The following is a 17,086-nucleotide window of genomic DNA, read 5'->3' on the forward strand; positions in this document are numbered from 1 at the left end:
GCCGGGCTCGGATGGAGGGCGACCGGAGCGCCCGGAGCGGTGTCTCCTGTCCCCGTGCCGATGCCATGCGCTGATGGGGATTCATCCCGTGCCACGCACCAGGCGTCCATGCGAGACCTGCACGTTCCCGGTCTATTCACCCGGCGAACGGCTGGCCGACACGGTCATCCATGCCGTGGGCATCGTCGGCGCCGGGCTCGGTGCCCTCTGGATGGTCCCGAAGCGCGCCTGTTGCCTGCCCGGCGTCGAGTTGCTGTCCCTGGTCGTCTACACGGGCACGTTGGCGGTGACGCTCCTGACCTCGGCGCTCTACAACCTCGCCCCTGCCGGGCGGCGCAAGGAACTCCTGCGGCGCATCGATCACGCGATGATCTATGCGCTGATCGCCGGCACCTACACGCCGTTCGCGATCCGGCACTTGTCGCGCGACGGCGGGCGCGGCGAGGGACTCCTCGTCGCATGGGGCGTCGCGCTCGCCGGCATGGTGCTCGAGGTCGCCTTCCCGCGGCGTTTCGAGCGCTTCGGGTTTGCCCTCTATCTCGGACTGGGCTGGGCCGTCGTGGTTCTGGCGCCGTCCGTGTGGGCCTCCCTCGCAACGCCCATCCTGACGCTGGTGCTCGCCGGTGGCGCGCTGTACACCCTGGGAAGCGCGGTTCATCTCATGACCGCGGTTGCCTACCACAACGCAGCCTGGCATGCGCTCGTTGTCACCGCGGCAGGCTGCCATTTCGCGGCGGTGGTCCTCGCCTCGTCCCCCTGAGGTCCGCACCTGCCCTCACCGCACGCTCCACACCAGGGGGATGAGGCCGGTTCCGACGATGACGACGATGACCGACAGCGGCAGGCCGAGTCGCCAATAGTCGCCGAACCGATATCCGCCCGGCCCCATCACCAGTGTGTTGCACTGGTGTCCGATCGGCGTCAGGAAATCGCATGCGGACCCCACCGCCACCGCCATCAGCAGGGGGTCCGGGTTCATCCCGAGCGTCTGAGCCAAGCTCGCGGCGATCGGCGCCATGATCAGCGCGGTCGCCGCGTTGTTGAGGAAAGGGGTGAGCGCCATGGCCGTCACCAGGACCAGGGTAACGGCTCCGGCGGGGGGAAGGGCGCCGGCGACATCCGCAAGTCCTCGGCCGATCAGCGCAGCCGTGCCGGTGCCGCTGAGGGCGTCGCTGATCGGGATCAGGCAGGCCAGCAGCACCAGGATCGGCAGTTCAAGCGCATCGTATGCCTCCTTCAGGGTCAGGACGCCGAGCAGCACAATGAGGACGGCGGCGCCGAAGAAGGCCGCCGGTACGGGAACCAGGCCGAGCGCCACGGCCGCCATGGCGGCGGCCAGAAGTGCGAGCGGCAGATACTCCCGACCGCGGCGTTCAAGGCCGGTTGCGCGGTCGACGAGCGGCAGGCAACCGAGGCCGCGCAGCGTTTCGGACATGACCTCGGCGCTTCCGGCCAGAACGAGAACATCGCCGGCCTGGAAACGGAGATGCCGGAGCCGGGTGACGATGCGCTCGCCGTGCCGGCTGATCCCAAGGAGGTTCACGCCATGCCGCTGGCGCAGTCCCAGCTCGGCGGGCGAACAGCCGAGCAGTGGCGAGCTGGTCGTCACCACGGCTTCGACGACTCCGATGCCGTTGGCCGGCAGGCCCTTGACGAGACCCTTGTCGGCGCCGACGAGGTCCAGCTTCGCCTCCGCCAGGATGGCCCGCAAGGCATGGGGATCGCTCTGCAGGACAAGGATGTCGTCGGCAAACAGAGTCCAATGCCCGGCAGGGCTGTAGCGCCTCTCGTCCTCACGGATGATCGCCACCACGGCGACGTCGCCCTCGCCGAGCGATTCCAAGTCGGCCACCGTCTTGCCGACCAGGGGAGAGGCGGCGGGCAGGTGCGCTTCGGAAAGATAGGGCCCGACGTCGAACGCCGCCGCCGGCGTCACCGGCGCCCGGCGCCCGCCCGGCAGCAATCGCCAGCCGAACACCAGGAACGCGAAGCCGGCCGCCGCAATGCCCACGCCCACCGGTGCGAAGTCGAACATGGAGAACGGCTCGCCGACCAGTTCAGTGCGCACCCGCGATACCAGAATGTTGGGCGACGTGCCGATCAGGGTGACGCCGCCGCCGATCAGCGATCCGAAGGCCATGGGCATCAGCAGCTTCGAAGCCGGCGTCCCGCTGCGCCGCGCAACCTGGACGGCGATGGGCAGGAAGATCGCCACGGCGCCGATGTTCTTCATGAAGGCGGACAGGACCATGACGCTGCCCGTCAGCACCGCGACCCGCTGTCCGGGTGTGCGCATGTGCGGTTCCAGGCCCCGGATGACGCGCCCGATGACGCCGGACTTTCCCACCCCGGAGCTGACGACGAGCGCCGATGCGATGATCATCACCACCGGATCGCTGAAGCCGACGAAGGCCCGATCGGGTGGAACGACGCCGACCGCCATGGCCAGCATCAGTCCGAGCAGGGCAACGAGGTCGTAACGCAGCCGGTTCCAAACGAACATCGCCACCAGACCGATGATGATGCCGATGGCAAGGACCTGATCGATCGTCAGAGGGCGCCTCGATTGTGCTTGAATGGACTGATCGCCGACCCGCGGTCATCCCGGCAGAAGCCGGCGGCGTTCAGCACCGTTCGGCCTTCCACGGCCGTTCGGTGAGCTCGCCATCCTGCTCGTTCTGCAACGGAAGGGACAGTCCCTCCGCCCACGCGAACCCGAGCGGCGTGTCATTGTCGGCGGGCACGGGCACCAGCGCCGGCACCGGTGCGATCACGGTCGACATGGTTCCGCTCCGCGTATCCGGGCCGGCGGCGGCATTGCTGCCGCGGTCCGATACCCTTCACGCTCCGCTGTCTCCGTGCGGTGGTGAGCCGTCCGCCGACCGTGCGACCAGTCCGGCGGCGACGCGCTCGTCCGTGACCGGTGGGCCGTTCCCGGCGAGCGCGGACCGCATCAGCCCGTTGACCGCGTCTCCGGGGCGCTGCGCCCACAGCATCACGGTAAAGGTCTCACCGAAGGCCGCGTGGTAACGGCTCAACAGTTCGCGGTCGATCATGTCGGCTCCGATGCAGCGGGGCGAGGACGTCCGGGATGGTCCGAGCCCTTCGGGGGACGGGCGTCTGCAGCCGCAGGTCCTCGACCCAGGTCGGCGGATAGCGGTCGCTGCCGAACGCCCAGGCGGTGCAAACACGGCCATCCACGGCGCGCAGCCGGACACTGGCCTCGTGGCCATCCTTGCCGGCCTGCTGTGCGGCTTGCACGGCGGCGGTGAGGGCCGCGGCCTGTCCCCCGGGGAAAGGGCCGTAGCGCGTCCGCTCCAGGAGAATGAACCATCCGTTCTCCCGCTCCGCCACGAGATAGTGCGCGCGTGCCATGCCTCATTCCTCCCGTCGGATTGGAAGGCGTGTCGCCCGGTCCTGCGAAGCATCGGCGAGCGAGGTGTCCGTCAGGCCGACCGCGGTGCGCAGGTCGGCGCCCTGCAACCGCGTTCCCCACAATCGCGCTCCCGCGCAGTCGGCGTCCGACAAATCCGCCCCGGACAGGTCGGCGTGGTCGAGATTGGCGTTCCGGAGCACCGCACCGGCGAGCTGGGCCCTGCTAAGCCGCCCGCTCCAGAAGGATGCCCGCTCGAGGCAAGCCCCTGCGAGCGACGCCCCGGACAGATCGGCGTGGTCGAGATCGGCACCGCTCAGATCGCAGCCGTCGAGCCGTGCCCGGCGGAGATCGGCGCGCCAGAACGACCGTCCGGACAAGTCGGCGTCGCGCAGGTCGGCCGGTGCGCCCAGCGTTCCTCCGCTCTCCAGCCACTCGCGGTGCGAAGCGAGCGCCGCGTCGAGCGCCTGGGCTGTCCAACACTTTCGCCCTGCGGCGGCAGGACGATCAACGGCAGGGCGGTCGGCGTGGTCCGGCATGACGTTCCCTTTCACAGGCGGGGGCGTATCCAGGGGGAGCACGGCCATCGGGTCAGCACGGGCCGACCGCGCGAACCTCGGTGAACCGGGTGAGTTGGGCGCCGGACGGCAAGATCCCCCGACCGACAGGCGGTGTGGTCGGCGGCGGAGGGGGGCTGAGGGAAGGGCACCAGCGCCGTTCGGCGGCCGCCCATCGCAGGCGTTCGCGCAACACGTCGGCTCCCTGCGGTGGCATCCCTCCGACCGTGGTGACGGACGTCTTCGCGTGCGTGGCCCTGCCGTCGTGGAAATCGTCCATATCATCCCTCCTGTGCCACGGGTTCACGGTATGCGATGCGGTTCATCAGGGCCGCCATCCCGTCGGCCGCATCGATCGTCAGGTCCTGTTGTGGCACGCCGTTGAGGCGCGCCACGTCGCCGGACGCCAGATGAACGACCATCCAAGACCTGGTTCGCTCGTCGATGGCGTAGTCATAGACCGCCGTCTCCGGACCGGAGCGGGGCAACGGGAGAGCGGGGGCGCCTGCGCGAACGGACTGGGTGTTGGATCTCGCCGCGTCGGAAAGGACGCGGGGCGTCGGCGTGGCTTCGTCTGTCCCGGCGCCGGCGTGCCGCGCATCGCCGTCATCGTACGTCCATCGCACGGAACAGGGATGGCCCGCGGCCGTCTGCGCCAGAACGGCGCTGGCGAAACCGAGATCTCCGGCAGCCTTGGCCTCGCCGACGGCGCAGGCGAACGCACCGGCGAAATCGGTGCAAGGCGGATAGGCGAATCCATCCGCTTGCACAACCCAACCGGCACGCGTCTGCACGACGAGGAATGAAAGTTCTGTCCTGGTGGTCACGGCGGTGCTCCGCTCCGGGCAGCAAGTCCGCGCGCCCGATCAATCACGAGCGGCCCCTGTCCTTGATTTTGGACGATGATCCTCGACCGTAGAGGTCGTTGGTGGACAGTCTGCATCGCAGGCTGGAAGCGATCACCGTGTTCCGGCATCCATCGATCTCGGCGACGTCTTGCCGCCCATCGGCCGCCCATCGGCCCATCGGCCGCCTGTCGTCCCTCCGGCGGGAGTTCGCAACGGCGCGGGACGCGCAGGCCGATCACCGTCCAGCCGCCGGTTTCGCAACGAAGCCCGTACTTCGGCGCCGCTCCATTCCCACCGGCCATGACGGAGCCTTTCCGGCGACGTCGCCGCGGTCCGGTCAGCCCGCGGGCGCACCGATGAATGCGTACAGCACCACGGCGAGGAGGAGGACAACGGGAATCACCAGTGGCGGCACGAGGTATCCTGCGACAACGGCCCGGCGCGTCGGGTGCGGAGCGGCCGATGTGGGCAGTGGCACGGTCATCGACGGTCTCCGGATGTCAGGGAAGGTCCGAGGGCGGGGCGCGACATTGGTCGGTCGCGGCATGGGAAGCGGCCGCGGATGTCCCGTTGCCGCTTTCCCGGGGCCAATCCGTCCGCCTAAACCGACTTGAGGTCCTCGGCCGAGCTTTTGCCCCGCTTCGGATCATGCATCTCCTCATAAGACACCCTCTGACCCTCGTCGAGGTTTCGCATGCCGGCGCGTTCGACGGCGGAGGCGTGGACGAAGACATCGGCGCCGCCGTTCTCCGGTTGAATGAAGCCGTACCCCTTGGTGCTGTTGAACCATTTGACGGTGCCGATAGACATCGCTGTTCTCCTGTGAGATGGGTGGCTACCCCGCCATTGGCGAGGTGCATCATTGCCTATCCAAGGAAGTGCAGCGGTGTCGTTTCTCAAGGGCGATGCGGCTGGACGACCGAAGAAGCATGATCAACCGAACATGGGGACTGGAACGGCAAAAATCCATCCCGCCATTCAAGATTCTTTCTTCGGATCATATGCGGGAGAATGTTCTTTAAGGCGCGTGATCGGGAATTCGGAACCTTTTTTCCGCGGCGCTTTATGTGAACTCGGCAATAAAAAACAACGGGATAGCGACCCTGATTTGGGTAGGGAATGCGGCGGATATTTTCCGTGGGTTCCGAATCGTCAATTGCAATACTTTTGATTCGGTCCATATCCCGGTGGCTGCGAGCGGCGCCGGACTGGCAACGTCGAAAAGGCACGAACCATGGACGCGGTCGAAACGCTCCCCCCACCGGCCGAAAACGATCAGAGCGTTCTCTCGTTCAACGCCGAAGGTTGCACCGACTCCTGTGCCTTGGCAGCGGAGACGGCGCCGGCGATGTTGCCCGTGGATCAGGCGGCAATGGCCGGCAGGCACAAATGGCCGGCCGGTCCGTCCATGACGCGCTCCTCGCAGACACGCCGAAAGGCGTCACCATCTGCAATCACCGTCTGATCGTCGGAGGCCATTCCATGGACGTCCCGAAGTACCATGTCGGACAGATCGTACACTTCGCCGCAGCGGAGGTGAAACGTGGCGCGCCGACGGCGGCCCACCGTGTCGAACGCCTGCTGCCTGCGGAAAGCGGCCAACGTCAGTACCGCATCAGGGCGGAAGACACCGGCCGCGAGCGCGTCGCACAAGAGAGTCAGATCGCGGGGCGGATAGCGATCGAGGAACTGGCACAGAGCCTCTACGAAGCGGGAAACACGACGAACGTCCCCTGGTCTCGCCGTGACCGCACCATCCGCGATCCCTGGCTGAGAATGGCCCTCGCCCAACTCTCGACGCCGATCGAGCAAGACGGCATCCCCTCCCACCGGAAGTCACGCCCATGAACTCCTTCGCTCCCCGGCCGTTGCCGTCGCGCGCACCGGATCGCAGTCCCGGCGGTGCACCGCCCGTGGCGGGGCAGGTCCCGTTGTGCGGTGCCCGGCCGGTCACAAACGCCGACGGCCGCTCCGCCGCCGTAAGCCTCGCTCGTCGCGGCAACGGGTGAGCGCGGCTGCCGGGGCATGCGCCCCGGCGGGAACACGAAGTCCCGAGGTGTCTCCCTCCCGGTGGTGCTTCCTTGGCAAAGAGCAGGGCATGGCCCGCGTGGCGGACGAACGGTGACTGCGCCTTGGCATGCGATTCCGGTTTTCCCCAGCAGCGGTCGAGAGCATGCCCTCATCCACCGCCCACCTTGGTGCTCGCATCGTCGGCTTTGCCAAGGGTGGCGCAACGAATGGACCTGCTGCCGACCCCGCGCTCCACGAGTCGATCATGAAGGACCAAGGATATGGCATCCGTACACACGCGCGTGCAGAGGCTCTGGTTCGGGACCGCGCATCCCGACACGTTCGAGCTGTCGCGGGATGTGCCGGGTTGGCTCGCCGACGAATGCGAGACGCTCGGCCTCGTGACGCGATCGCAGGAGCCCGGGATCTGGAAGTTGACGATCACGGGCTACGAGGTGTGGCGAAACACGCCTTCCAGATGATGTGGTCAATTCCCAAGTTGATGTCGGCCATGACGGGCCGGGTGCTGAAGTCCGAAGAAGGCCCCTCGCCGTAAGCACTCGCAGGCAAGAGGTCGGTGTCCATTGAAGCGGGCCGGAAAGAGTGGATAATCCATGGGCGACACTATGAATCCGTCCCAGATGGGACTGTTCATTGCTGCCGCCTCGGTGGTCGCGGTGTGCATCACCCTGTATCGGAATGAGCGGCTCAGCGAGGTCGGCCTGGTTGGCGTCGTGATAGGCGTCGCCACCGTCGTAACATGGATGCTTGTCAGCTAACAGGGACCAACCTCGCAAGCATCGCATCCGCGGAACCGGTCACCGTGCCGGCGCTCCACAGCGGCCGAAGGCGCGCGGACCGCTGCGTGGGCATGCCGTTCCAGAGTTCGGCGAGGCTCCGTCCCCTCCCGGCCGGGAATTGGGAGCCGGGGCGCTTCCGGCCCGTCGCGGACCCGTATAGCCGGTCTTCGGTCCGGACCGGGTACCGAACGGCCGAAGGCTGTTTCAGGACCAGAAGCCGACGAGCGCCCAGGCAAGAAGCGTGATTGCGATTACCAGGAGAAGCCAGCGGTTGGTGGCATCCCTGGGGCGAATCGGTCCGCCGGCGATGCCCTCGACCGTCGTTGCTGATCCGCCCTTTGGCAGGAGCTTAACCAAGCGATCGGCGATTTCCGCGGTATCTGGCGCTTCCGGCCGTTGTTCGGGAAGCCGGCGCAGGATGACGGCGAGCGCCGAAGCTGCGGCGTCTCTCGGCAACGCCGCCAAGCGGGCCGCCTCTGCCCAAGGGTCGATGTCGAGCCGCGCCAGCGCCGAGAGCACGCTGAGCGCGGCTCCATTCCTTTCCTCCCACACCGGGGCAGACAGGAACTCAGTCAAGTCCGATTGATGCAGAGTGTATTCAGCGCGCAGCGGCATGTCGTCCTCCCTTCGCGCTTGTGTTTCTGTCCAAAGATATATCACGAATCCTTGAAACGTCAGCGTCGTATCGGTAGAAAATATGTGAACCGCGCCCGTTTTCCCGGAGGTCACTTGGCCTGGGTGACGACGCCATGGCGATGTTCCCGGTTTGATCATGATGGTGCGCCTCGGCCCTGGCGGGAGGAATGTCACCGATGGGTGCGAGCGGGCGCCGGTGGCTGGACCGGTCCACCCATTCCCGGGCGGCGAACGCGACGGCGTCGAAGCTGCGCCAGGGGTTGCGGCGGTGGACCGGTCGGCCTTGTCGAGGCCGTTGATGGTCTCGGCCAAGGCGTTGTAGCTGCGCTGGCCCTTCGGGGCTCGTCGCTGTCGCAGACGCTGCCAGCCAACGGCGCGCCGCCGGCCTCGGCGAGGCGCCCGACGCACTCGGTCGACATGCAGCGGACGAGGTTCCAGAGGTCATCGCGGCTGTCCCGGGAACGTGACGGTGGTTGTCACGGCAGGCGACCTCCCACCCGGGAAGCGGGCGCTGATCGAGGCGCGTGGATCGGGTCCGCTGACCAGGCCGCATCGGCCAGAGGGTCTTCTCTCCATCATCGACGCCACCTGACACGACGCTCGAGCGCTCGGTGTCCCTCAAGATCTGCCCGAGCGCGAGATTCTGACCCGAACCGACCGGAGGATTTCGAGCAGGCGCTCAGGAATCGGTTCGGCGAGAACCGGGGCAAACATCTTGCGCAGACGTTCCCGTACCGCTTGGTCTTGCCGGATTTTCGTCGCAACCTCGGGATTGTCGGCCAAATAGGCTTCCACGAGTTCGACGCTCGCCGCGTCGAGTTTTCCGGCGACGTAATCGTCCAGATGTTGACGAGACATGATCGGTGTCTGTTCATTCATCCGCTTCCTCCCCCCTGAGGGCGAGGAAACCCAAGGGCAAGGCGTTGAGTTGATCGAGGGCCTCCCGAAGGGCTTGTCGGACGTCGAGCACCGTCATCCGCGTGATGATCGCCGCCTCCTGATCCGAGAAATCCTCGATGGCCATCAGGAAGAGAACGGCCTTCTGCGCAAAGCCAAGCGCGCGAAAGGCCATTTGCAGTCCGGGTTCCCGGCTGTCTGCGACGTGAGTGTCGCTGGGTGGATCACGTGCCAGGACAGACGCCTTCCGCGGCAGTTCACCGCTCGCAGCTTCCCGAACGATCGCATCGTGCAGCAGGGAGAACAGCCAAGTGTGCACGCTATTATGAGGAACGGCCATGAAATTTTTCGTGGCGGATTGCAAGCACACCTCAACCAAGTCATCGGCGCGCTGCCAGTTCCCGGTCAGAGCGCGCGAGTAGCAACGTAGATTTGGAATGAACTGTTTGAGATCTGATACTGATGCCATCTCTCCTCCTTTGCGGCGGGACGAGATGGTTTTCGCTCCGAGCGCTGCCGTGCCGTTTTCTCAACATATCACATCGGTGTGACGCAGAGGGTGCAAACTCGAGGCGTCGACAATCAGGAGGCGGATTTTCCGGAACATGGCGGACCATGGCACCTCGCCGTACCGGTTCAGGCAATGGGGGCCGAAGCCGACGATCGCCCGCCGTCGCATTTGATCCGAGCGGCATCTCGCGGATGCCGAGCTTCGTGCCGCCTCCGGTCTCGCCGATGTCGAGCAGGATTCGGTTAAAGCGGGATTCATATTCCAGGTGATTCCACCTGGAGTGATCCCGCTCTAGCCCAAGCCCTCGGCGAGTGCCGCCCGCAGCCGCGCCGTGGCGTGGTCGACGAAGGCACGGACCTTCGCCGAGGTGCGCCGCCCCTCGGCATGGAGCAGGTGCACGGGCAGCGGCTGCGGCTCGAAGTCGGCCAGGACGACGGCAAGCCGGCCGGCCCGCAGGTCTTCGGCGATCTGGTAGGCCAGCACCCGCGTCAGCCCACGCCCGGCGACCGCCGCCGCGACCGCCGCATCGGCGGTGTTGACCACCAGCCGGGCCGGCGGCGTCACCGTCTCCGCCGCGGCTCCCGACGGAAACCCCCAGTCCCGCCACGTTCCGGCGGGGGAGAACTCGACCACGTCCAGGGCCGCCAGATCCGACGGGCGCCGCGGCACGCCGCGGCGCGCCAGGTAGTCCGGCGCGGCGCAGACGACCTGTCGCATCGTGCCGACGCGCACCGCCCGCAACGCCGAGTCCGGCAGCCGGCCGATGCGCAGCGCCACGTCCATCCCCTCCTCCAGCAGGTCGACGACGCGGTCGAGCAGCAGAAGCCGCGCCGTGACGTGCGGGTGCTGCTCCAGGAAGTCGAACAGCACCGGCGCCACGTGCAGGCGGCCGAACATCACCGGCGCCGTCACCGTCAGCTCGCCGCGCGGCTCGGCGTGGGAGCCGGCGGCGGAGGCTTCGGCTTCGGCGATCTCATGCAGGATGCGCTTGCAGTCGCCGAGGTAGCGCGCGCCCGCCTCGGTCAGGCGCACGATGCGCGTGGTGCGGTGCAGGAGCCGGGCGCCGATGCGGTCCTCCAGCGCCGCCACGGCGCGCGTGACGCTGGGCGTCGACAGGGCCAGCCGCCGCGCCGCGGGTGCGAACCCGCGCTCCTCGGCCACAGCGACGAACACCCGCATCGCGGTCAGATGGTCCATGGCACCATTTCAAATTCTGGAATGATGCTTTGTCAACACCGGCGATTATCGACTCCTGGCGAAATGGCTAGGCTGTCTTCCACCGCAACCACCCGCACCGGGAGACCGAATCATGGCCAAGCCGAGCACCCCGATCCGCCTGTACCGCCATCCGTTGTCCGGGCACGCGCACCGCGTCGAACTGATGCTGTCGCTCCTCGACCTGCCGGTGGAACCGGTCGACGTCGATCTCGCGGCCGGGGCCCACAAGCGGCCGGAGTTCCTCGCCAAGAACCCCTTCGGCCAGGTGCCGGTCATCGAGGACGGCGGCGTGACGCTGGCCGACAGCAACGCCATCCTGGTCTATCTCGCGAGCCGCTACGACGAGTCCGGGCGCTGGCTGCCGCGCGACCCGGCCGCCGCAGCGCAGGTGCAGCGCTGGCTCTCCGTCGCCGCCGGGCAACTCGCCGCCGGCCCGGCGTCGGCCCGTCTGGTCACGGTGTTCGGCGCCAAGCTGGATCACGAGCGCTGCAAGGCCATCGCCGCCCAGCTCTTCGCCGTGCTCGACCGGCATCTCGGCGGCAGCGCCTTCCTGGCCGGCGACGCGCCGACCATCGCCGACGTGGCGATCTACAGCTACACCGCGCATGCCCCCGAGGGCGGGGTGCCGCTCGACGGCCATCCGAACATCCGCGCGTGGCTGGCCCGCGTCGAGGCGCTGCCCGGCTTCGTGGCGATGCCGCGGTCGGCCGTCCCGCCGGCGGCCTGAGCGCAGAGGCGGCGGCGGGCGCCACCGCCTCACCCGCCGTCCTTCCGTCAACGCGTCACCATCGGGTCTCGACATGGACACCCCCTCCCCCTCCCCCTTCCACGCCGGCGAGCGCATGCTCCAGGAGCGTGCCGGCGTGCGCGACTGGATCGAGCAGAGCGGCCGCCGCGGCATTCGCGACCACATGCCCGACCAGCACCGCGAGCTGTTCGGCAGGCTGCCCTTCATGATCCTCGGCGCCCTCGACGGCCAGGGCTGGCCGCGGGCGACCCTCCTCGCCGGGGCGCCGGGATTCGTGCAATCGCCGGATGCACGCACCCTGGTGCTCGGCGCGCAGCCGGTGCCGGGCGACCCTCTGCACGGCCGGCTGGTCGCCGGGGCGGAGGTCGGGCTCCTCGGCATCCAGCTGGAGACGCGGCGGCGCAACCGCATGAACGGCCGGATCGCCCACGCCGACGCCGGCGGCTTCACGGTGCAGGTCGGGCAGAGCTTCGGCAACTGCCCGCAGTACATCCAGGCCCGTGAGCCGGTGCCCACCGGCCGTCCGCCCCGCCCCGTCGTCCGTGCCGAGGGCGCGCGGCTGTCCGCGGCGGCGCGGGCGCTGGTGGCGCGGGCCGACACCTTCTTCCTGGCGACGGCGGCGCCGGCGGGCGTCGACGTGTCGCACCGCGGCGGCGCGCCCGGATTCGTGCGGGTGGACGAGGAGGACGGCCGGACGGTGCTCACCGCGCCCGACTTCCGCGGCAACTTCTTCTTCAACAGCTTCGGCAACCTGGCGCTGAACCCCCGCAGCGGGCTGCTGTTCGTCGACTTCGCCACGGGCGGCCTGCTGTCGCTCGCCGGCGAGGCGGAGGTCGTCTGGTCCGGCCCGGAACTGGAGGGCTTCGCCGGGGCCGAGCGGCTGCTGCGCGTGCGCCTCACCGGCGGCGTCTTCCTGGAGGACGCCGTGCCGCTGCGCTGGTCGGCGCCGCAGCCGGCGCCCGAGCTGGCGCGGCTTGGCGACTGGCAGGCCGCCGCCCTGGCCCGGGATGCCGCCGACACCGCGCAGGAGCGCCCCTTCACCGTCACCCGCATCGTCGACGAGTGCGCCACCATCCGCTCCTTCATCCTCGAACCGGCGGAGGGCCGGGTGGCGCCGCACAAGCCCGGGCAACATCTGCCGCTGCTGTTGCCGGTGCCGGGGCGGGAGGCGCCGCTGCGCCGGCGCTACACGCTGTCCGACGCGCCGGACGGCCGCAGCTACCGCATCACCGTCAAGCGCGACGGCGTCGGCAGCGCCTGGCTGCACGACGCCGTCCGGGTCGGCGACACGCTGCGGGCCGGCCCGCCGCAGGGCGGCTTCACCCTCGACCCCGACAGCCGGCGGCCGGTGCTGCTGCTGTCCGCGGGCGTCGGCGTCACGCCGATGATCGCGCTGCTCAACGACCTCATGGGCGCGTCGGGGGAGCGGGTGCGCCATCCCGGCCGCCCCGTGCTGTTCATCCACGGCGCCCGGGACGGCGGCCAGCACGCCTTCGGCGGTCACGTCCGCGCCCTCGCGGCGCGCCGCCCCACCCTGACGGTGCACGTCCGTTACAGCGCCCCGCGGGCGGAGGACGTGCCCGGGCGCGACCACGACAGCGCCGGCCGCATCGACGCCGCCCTCCTGGGACGCCTGCTGCCGGACGGGGAGCCGGACGTCTACCTGTGCGGTCCGCCCGGCTTCATGCAGGAGCAGTACGACGCGCTGCTCGCGCTGGGCGTGCCCGACGCGCGCATCCACGCCGAGGCGTTCGGGCCGGCCAGCCTGCGCCGCCGGCCCGCCGCCGGCGTTGCCGGCGCCCGCGTGGAATTCCGGCGCTCCGGGACGACGCGGACGTGGCGGCCGGAGCGGGGCACGCTGCTCGATCTCGCCGAGGCTGCGGGCCTCCCGGCGGCCTCGGACTGCCGCTCCGGAACCTGCGGCACCTGCGCCGTCCGGCTGGCCGCCGGCGCCGTCCGTTACGCCGGGCCGGTGACCGCGCCCGCGGGCATGGTGCTGGTGTGCTCCGCGGTTCCGGCGACGGAGCGGCTGGTCCTGGATCTCTGAGCGACGCCGTCAGCCCGCCCGCAGCGACGCGGCGACCTCGCGCAGCGGATCCTGCCAGTCACCCGGCGCGCTCTGGCGGTGCAGCGTCACCGTGGGATACCAGGCCGTGTCCCGCCGGTTCAGCAGCCAGCGCCAGTCCGGGGCGAAGGGAAGCAGGAGCGAGGTCGGCAGCCCCATGGCACCGGCGAGATGGGCCGCGGCGGTGTCGACGCTGACCAGCCGCTCAAGCCCGTGAAGGACGGCCAGAGTGTCGTCGAAGTCGGCGATCTCGGGGCCGAGATTGACCAGCGGCGCCATGCCGAAGTAGCGGCCGATCTCGGATGTGGCCGGGCCGACCTGCAGGGACAGGAACGCCACGTCGTCCAGCGCGAAAAGCGGCGCGAGCTGATGCAGGCGCATGGAGCGGTTGTGGTCGTTGCCGTGGGTCGGCCGGCCGGCCCAGACGAGCCCGACGCGGCGCAGCCTGCGAGGCACCAGCTGGTCCAGGCGCTGCCTCCACCAGGCGGCCAGATCGGGATCGGGGCGGAGGTACGGGATGGGAGCGGGAACGTTGTGCGACGCCGTGCGGAACAGCCGTGGCAGGCCGGACAGAGGGCACCAGGCCTGGAACGCGGGCATGCGGTCCCAATCCTCGTGGATGCGGCTCTCCTCCACGAGCTGCCGCAGAACGGGCAGCATCTCGGCGCTGCCGGCGACGAGCAGGTCCGGGCAGAGCGCCTCCACCATGGGAAGATAGCGCGCGAACTGGATCACGTCGCCGAACCCCTGGTCGGCGATGATGAGCAGGCGGTCGCCCTCCGGCATCGGCTGCCCGTCCCACTGCGGAGGTGGAAGGGGCGCGCGCGCCTCCAGCACGCGCGTCGGAACCGGGGGCCGGCTGTTCGGCAGGCGGAACCGCCACTCGTACTCGTCCCACCCCTCGGCGAACCGGCCCGACACGAGCAGTGCCTCGGCCAGCTCGAAGTGCGGGCCCGGCGCCTGTGGCGCCAAGCGGAGGGCGCGCCGGTTGCACGCGATGGACCGTTCGATCTCCAGGCGGTCGTAACAGGCGATGCCGAGGTTGTGGAGGGCGTTGACGTCGCCCGGCTCGAGCGCGGCGGCGATGCGTCCGTGAAGGGCGGCCTCGTCCAGCCGGGAGACGCGTCGGAACGCCTCGGCCAGGCCGCTGTGGGCGGTCGCGTCGCCGGGCTGCAGCCGGATGGTCCGGCCGAACCAGCGGACGGCGTGCTCCGGCCGGCCGGCCAGATGACCCCATAGCCCGGCCAGGCAGAGCGCCCCGGGAGCGGTCGGCTCCAGCGCCAGGGCAAGGGACAGGCCGCGTTCCGCGGCGTCGAGCCTGCCGTCGCGCAGGTCGCCTTCCGCCCGGCTCAGAAGGTGCGGCAGGGACGCCGGGCCGAGAGGGATGCCGTGATGATCCACCGCTCACTCGATCCTGTAGCCGAGATTGTGGATGGCCGGCTCCATGAGAGGGATGACCGGTTCGAGATGCCGCATGTACGCGCGGTAGCGGAACCGCGAGCGGTCGTAGAGCTTCTCCGTGACCTGCGCGTAGCTGGCCGTCCGGGCGTAGCGTCCGTTCTCGTCGAAGCGCAGGCAGCGCCGGTTGAAACCGAGCTCGAGGAAGCGGAGCAGGCGGCGGACGTTGGGTTCCAGCCGTTCGACGAGATCCTCGTAGCGGACGGGCAGGTAGCGCAGCGGCATCTCCTGCCGGTAGTGCGCAACGAGATCGATCATGCGCAGGCAATGGCGTGCGGCCGTTTCCAGCGCGGCGGCGCAATGGAAGCCGTGGGTCAGGTTCTGCGACATCATGGACAGCAGGATGTCGAGCGGATGGCGCAGGACATGCACCACCGGTGCGCCCGGGAACATCAGGGCGATGAAGCCGAGGTGCATCTCGTTGAAGGGCATCTTGTCGGTGAACAGCCGATGGCCGGATTCGAGCGGCACCAGCTTGCGGGCCTGGCGCAGATACTCATCGCGCAAACGATCCAGACCGTCCTGCTGATCCCCCATCCAGAGTTCCGAAAGGGCCTCCGGATAGGCCAGCGGGCTGCCGAGCATCTGCGGCACCGCCGCGGCGAGCCGGGAGACCACCGGCAACTCGTCTCCCGCCGCGATCCTCGGGTGGGAGGAGAGGATCTGTTCGACCAGCGTCGTGCCCGACCGCGGGGCGCCGACGACGAAGACCGGTTGCGGGCCTGTCGCGCGTGTCTCCAGACCGGGCAGGAGACGCAGACGCGCCGCGGTGAAGAAGCGGGCGAGGCGGCTGATCAGGTCGGCCGCCTCCCGCTCGGCGTACTGGCTGCCGGTCTCGCGGATCAGCGCCTTGCCCTGGAGCATGGCGGCGAAGGCTTCGTCCGGCCGCCGCAGACGGTCCAGGATGCGCGCCTTCTCGAGAAGTTCGTCGACGTCGGGCCCGGAGGGGCGGCGGGCCGCGTCCTCCAGCACCTCCAGGGCGGCTCGCGGCGCTCCCCGCCGGGCCAGCAGCGCCGCCTCGAAGGCGCCGACGGGATGATCGGGATCGAGCCGCTTGGCGCGCGCCAGGAAGCGGGTGGCGCTTTCCAGGTCACGGCCGGCCTCTTCGGTCCTTGCCCAGCCCAACCAGGTCAGCGGGATGGACGGGGCAAGGGCCGTCGCCCGCCGATAGAGCGCCCGCGCGTCCCCGATGCGGCCCTGGAGCTTCAGGCTCCAGGCGAGGTTGGCCAAGGTGACGCCGTCCGGTTCGGCGAGCGTGAGCGCCTGCCGGTAGTGGAATTCTCCGACGTGAGGGCGGTGGTCCGTCGTCAGGACCATCGCCAGCAGCGAATGGGAGACGGCGCTCTCGGGAGCAAGGCGGATCGCGTTGCGGGCCTGCACCTCCGCCTCCGGCAGGCGGCCGGCCTGCAGGAGCAGCCGGGCCACCTGCTGGACGGCCGCCAAGTCGTCGGGCCGCAGGCGGAGGATGCGCGTCAGCAGAATGATCGACGCCTCAGGCCGTCCGGATGCCAGCGACAGTTGGGCGAGGATCGTCAGGGCACCGGGATGGCCGGGCGCGGCGTCGAGGATGGCGAGACAGAGCCGGTGGGCGGTCGCCGTGTCGCCTCCTCGGAACGCGATGTCGGCGCACTCGGCCTCCGCGGCGAGCCAGTCCGGCGCCGGAGCCGACAGATCGCTCTCCGAGAGGGCGCAACAGCGCCGGGAGGGCAGGCCGCTTCCACAGCCACAACGGTCGTCAGGGGTGTTCGGCAAGGGTGATCTGTCCCGAGGCGGTTGCGGAGACGACCGTGGGCATGCAGTTCGCGTTTGCACGCTCCGGCCGTTCCGGAGGGCGGCCTGTGATCGGAAGCCGCATTCGCCTCGACGATAAGTAGAGCGTCCGGGCGACGCAAGCGAAGCCGCCCCGTGTCGTTCCGGCGAGCCGAGGCCGTGGCACACGGGAAGGGATTCCCAAGTCGGGGAATC

At 69.3% G+C, this 17,086-nt stretch carries 20 protein-coding genes and 1 pseudogene; 7 read left to right on the top strand and 14 right to left on the bottom strand.

Translation table 11 applies throughout. From position 1 onward, the window contains the following. Window positions 1–88 precede the first annotated feature (88 nt). Window positions 89–760 carry a PAQR family membrane homeostasis protein TrhA gene (gene trhA / locus ACSBPG_RS16965; protein ID WP_435538376.1) on the top strand — a complete coding sequence of 224 codons (672 nt, stop codon included), beginning with the start codon at window positions 89–91 and terminating at the stop codon, window positions 758–760. 15 nt (window positions 761–775) lie between these two features. Here the strand turns inward: trhA and ACSBPG_RS16970 are convergent, their stop codons facing one another. The 7 genes from ACSBPG_RS16970 to ACSBPG_RS17000 all read right to left on the bottom strand — a co-directional run bounded on the left by ACSBPG_RS16970 (window position 776) and on the right by ACSBPG_RS17000 (window position 5,588). Then, complete coding sequence (locus ACSBPG_RS16970) at window positions 776–2,503, bottom strand: SLC13 family permease (RefSeq protein ID WP_435538377.1); 1,728 nt, start codon at window positions 2,501–2,503, stop codon at window positions 776–778. Between the two features lie 121 nt (window positions 2,504–2,624). After that, window positions 2,625–2,783: a hypothetical protein gene (locus tag ACSBPG_RS16975; RefSeq protein ID WP_435538378.1), complete on the bottom strand. Its 159-nt coding sequence runs from the start codon at window positions 2,781–2,783 to the stop codon at window positions 2,625–2,627. A 57-nt stretch (window positions 2,784–2,840) separates the two neighbouring features. Further along, window positions 2,841–3,056: a hypothetical protein gene (locus ACSBPG_RS16980; RefSeq protein ID WP_435538379.1), complete on the bottom strand. Its 216-nt coding sequence runs from the start codon at window positions 3,054–3,056 to the stop codon at window positions 2,841–2,843. A gap of 322 nt (window positions 3,057–3,378) precedes the next feature. After that, the gene (locus ACSBPG_RS16985; RefSeq protein WP_435538380.1) at window positions 3,379–3,912 is read right to left on the bottom strand and encodes a pentapeptide repeat-containing protein; all 534 of its coding nucleotides are present in this window, start codon (window positions 3,910–3,912) and stop codon (window positions 3,379–3,381) included. Between the two features lie 299 nt (window positions 3,913–4,211). Then, entirely contained in the window at window positions 4,212–4,757 is a 546-nt protein-coding gene (locus tag ACSBPG_RS16990) for a hypothetical protein (protein ID WP_435538381.1), read from the bottom strand. Window positions 4,758–5,115: 358 nt separating this feature from the next. Then, entirely contained in the window at window positions 5,116–5,262 is a 147-nt protein-coding gene (locus tag ACSBPG_RS16995; RefSeq protein ID WP_435538382.1) for a hypothetical protein, read from the bottom strand. A 116-nt stretch (window positions 5,263–5,378) separates the two neighbouring features. Then, complete coding sequence (locus ACSBPG_RS17000) at window positions 5,379–5,588, bottom strand: cold-shock protein (protein ID WP_435538383.1); 210 nt, start codon at window positions 5,586–5,588, stop codon at window positions 5,379–5,381. Between the two features lie 76 nt (window positions 5,589–5,664). Between ACSBPG_RS17000 and ACSBPG_RS17005 the strand changes: the two genes are divergently transcribed. The 4 genes from ACSBPG_RS17005 to ACSBPG_RS17020 all read left to right on the top strand — a co-directional run bounded on the left by ACSBPG_RS17005 (window position 5,665) and on the right by ACSBPG_RS17020 (window position 7,567). Continuing rightward, window positions 5,665–5,949 (top strand): hypothetical protein, encoded by a 285-nt coding sequence (locus tag ACSBPG_RS17005; protein WP_435538384.1) that lies wholly within the window; start codon window positions 5,665–5,667, stop codon window positions 5,947–5,949. Window positions 5,950–6,260: 311 nt separating this feature from the next. After that, on the top strand, window positions 6,261–6,626 hold the full coding sequence (locus tag ACSBPG_RS17010) for a hypothetical protein (RefSeq protein WP_435538385.1): 366 nt from the start codon (window positions 6,261–6,263) through the stop codon (window positions 6,624–6,626). A 443-nt stretch (window positions 6,627–7,069) separates the two neighbouring features. Beyond that, a complete protein-coding gene (locus ACSBPG_RS17015) occupies window positions 7,070–7,270 on the top strand; it encodes a hypothetical protein (RefSeq protein WP_435538386.1) in 201 nt (66 codons plus the stop codon). A gap of 132 nt (window positions 7,271–7,402) precedes the next feature. After that, window positions 7,403–7,567, top strand: coding sequence for a hypothetical protein (locus tag ACSBPG_RS17020; protein ID WP_435538387.1), 165 nt, complete (start codon window positions 7,403–7,405; stop codon window positions 7,565–7,567). A gap of 225 nt (window positions 7,568–7,792) precedes the next feature. Here the strand turns inward: ACSBPG_RS17020 and ACSBPG_RS17025 are convergent, their stop codons facing one another. From ACSBPG_RS17025 to ACSBPG_RS17045, 5 genes and pseudogenes are all read right to left on the bottom strand, one after another. After that, window positions 7,793–8,203: a hypothetical protein gene (locus ACSBPG_RS17025; RefSeq protein WP_435538388.1), complete on the bottom strand. Its 411-nt coding sequence runs from the start codon at window positions 8,201–8,203 to the stop codon at window positions 7,793–7,795. A gap of 160 nt (window positions 8,204–8,363) precedes the next feature. Continuing rightward, window positions 8,364–8,622, bottom strand: a pseudogene (locus tag ACSBPG_RS17030) (IS3 family transposase); the annotation flags it as partial. A gap of 220 nt (window positions 8,623–8,842) precedes the next feature. Further along, window positions 8,843–9,103, bottom strand: a complete 261-nt coding sequence (locus tag ACSBPG_RS17035) for an anti-sigma factor family protein (protein ID WP_435538389.1) — start codon at window positions 9,101–9,103, stop codon at window positions 8,843–8,845. After that, entirely contained in the window at window positions 9,096–9,590 is a 495-nt protein-coding gene (locus ACSBPG_RS17040) for a hypothetical protein (protein ID WP_435538390.1), read from the bottom strand. Before ACSBPG_RS17040 ends, ACSBPG_RS17035 begins: the two co-directional genes overlap by 8 nt. Before the next feature lie 333 nt (window positions 9,591–9,923). Further along, window positions 9,924–10,829: a LysR family transcriptional regulator gene (locus tag ACSBPG_RS17045; protein ID WP_435538391.1), complete on the bottom strand. Its 906-nt coding sequence runs from the start codon at window positions 10,827–10,829 to the stop codon at window positions 9,924–9,926. A gap of 112 nt (window positions 10,830–10,941) precedes the next feature. Between ACSBPG_RS17045 and ACSBPG_RS17050 the strand changes: the two genes are divergently transcribed. Both ACSBPG_RS17050 and ACSBPG_RS17055 read left to right on the top strand, forming a co-directional pair. Further along, window positions 10,942–11,577, top strand: coding sequence for a glutathione S-transferase family protein (locus ACSBPG_RS17050; RefSeq protein ID WP_435538392.1), 636 nt, complete (start codon window positions 10,942–10,944; stop codon window positions 11,575–11,577). Between the two features lie 73 nt (window positions 11,578–11,650). Further along, the gene (locus ACSBPG_RS17055; RefSeq protein WP_435538393.1) at window positions 11,651–13,645 is read left to right on the top strand and encodes a pyridoxamine 5'-phosphate oxidase family protein; all 1,995 of its coding nucleotides are present in this window, start codon (window positions 11,651–11,653) and stop codon (window positions 13,643–13,645) included. 9 nt (window positions 13,646–13,654) lie between these two features. Here ACSBPG_RS17055 and ACSBPG_RS17060 read toward each other — a convergent pair whose 3' ends face one another. Together ACSBPG_RS17060 and ACSBPG_RS17065 are read right to left on the bottom strand one after the other, a co-directional pair. Continuing rightward, a complete protein-coding gene (locus tag ACSBPG_RS17060; RefSeq protein ID WP_435538394.1) occupies window positions 13,655–15,064 on the bottom strand; it encodes a glycosyltransferase in 1,410 nt (469 codons plus the stop codon). A 3-nt stretch (window positions 15,065–15,067) separates the two neighbouring features. Further along, window positions 15,068–16,873, bottom strand: coding sequence for a tetratricopeptide repeat-containing sulfotransferase family protein (locus tag ACSBPG_RS17065; RefSeq protein WP_435538395.1), 1,806 nt, complete (start codon window positions 16,871–16,873; stop codon window positions 15,068–15,070). Window positions 16,874–17,086: the final 213 nt, after the last annotated feature.

The sequence above is a fragment of the Azospirillum sp. ST 5-10 genome, assembly GCF_051225715.1.
Lineage (GTDB): Bacteria > Pseudomonadota > Alphaproteobacteria > Azospirillales > Azospirillaceae > Azospirillum.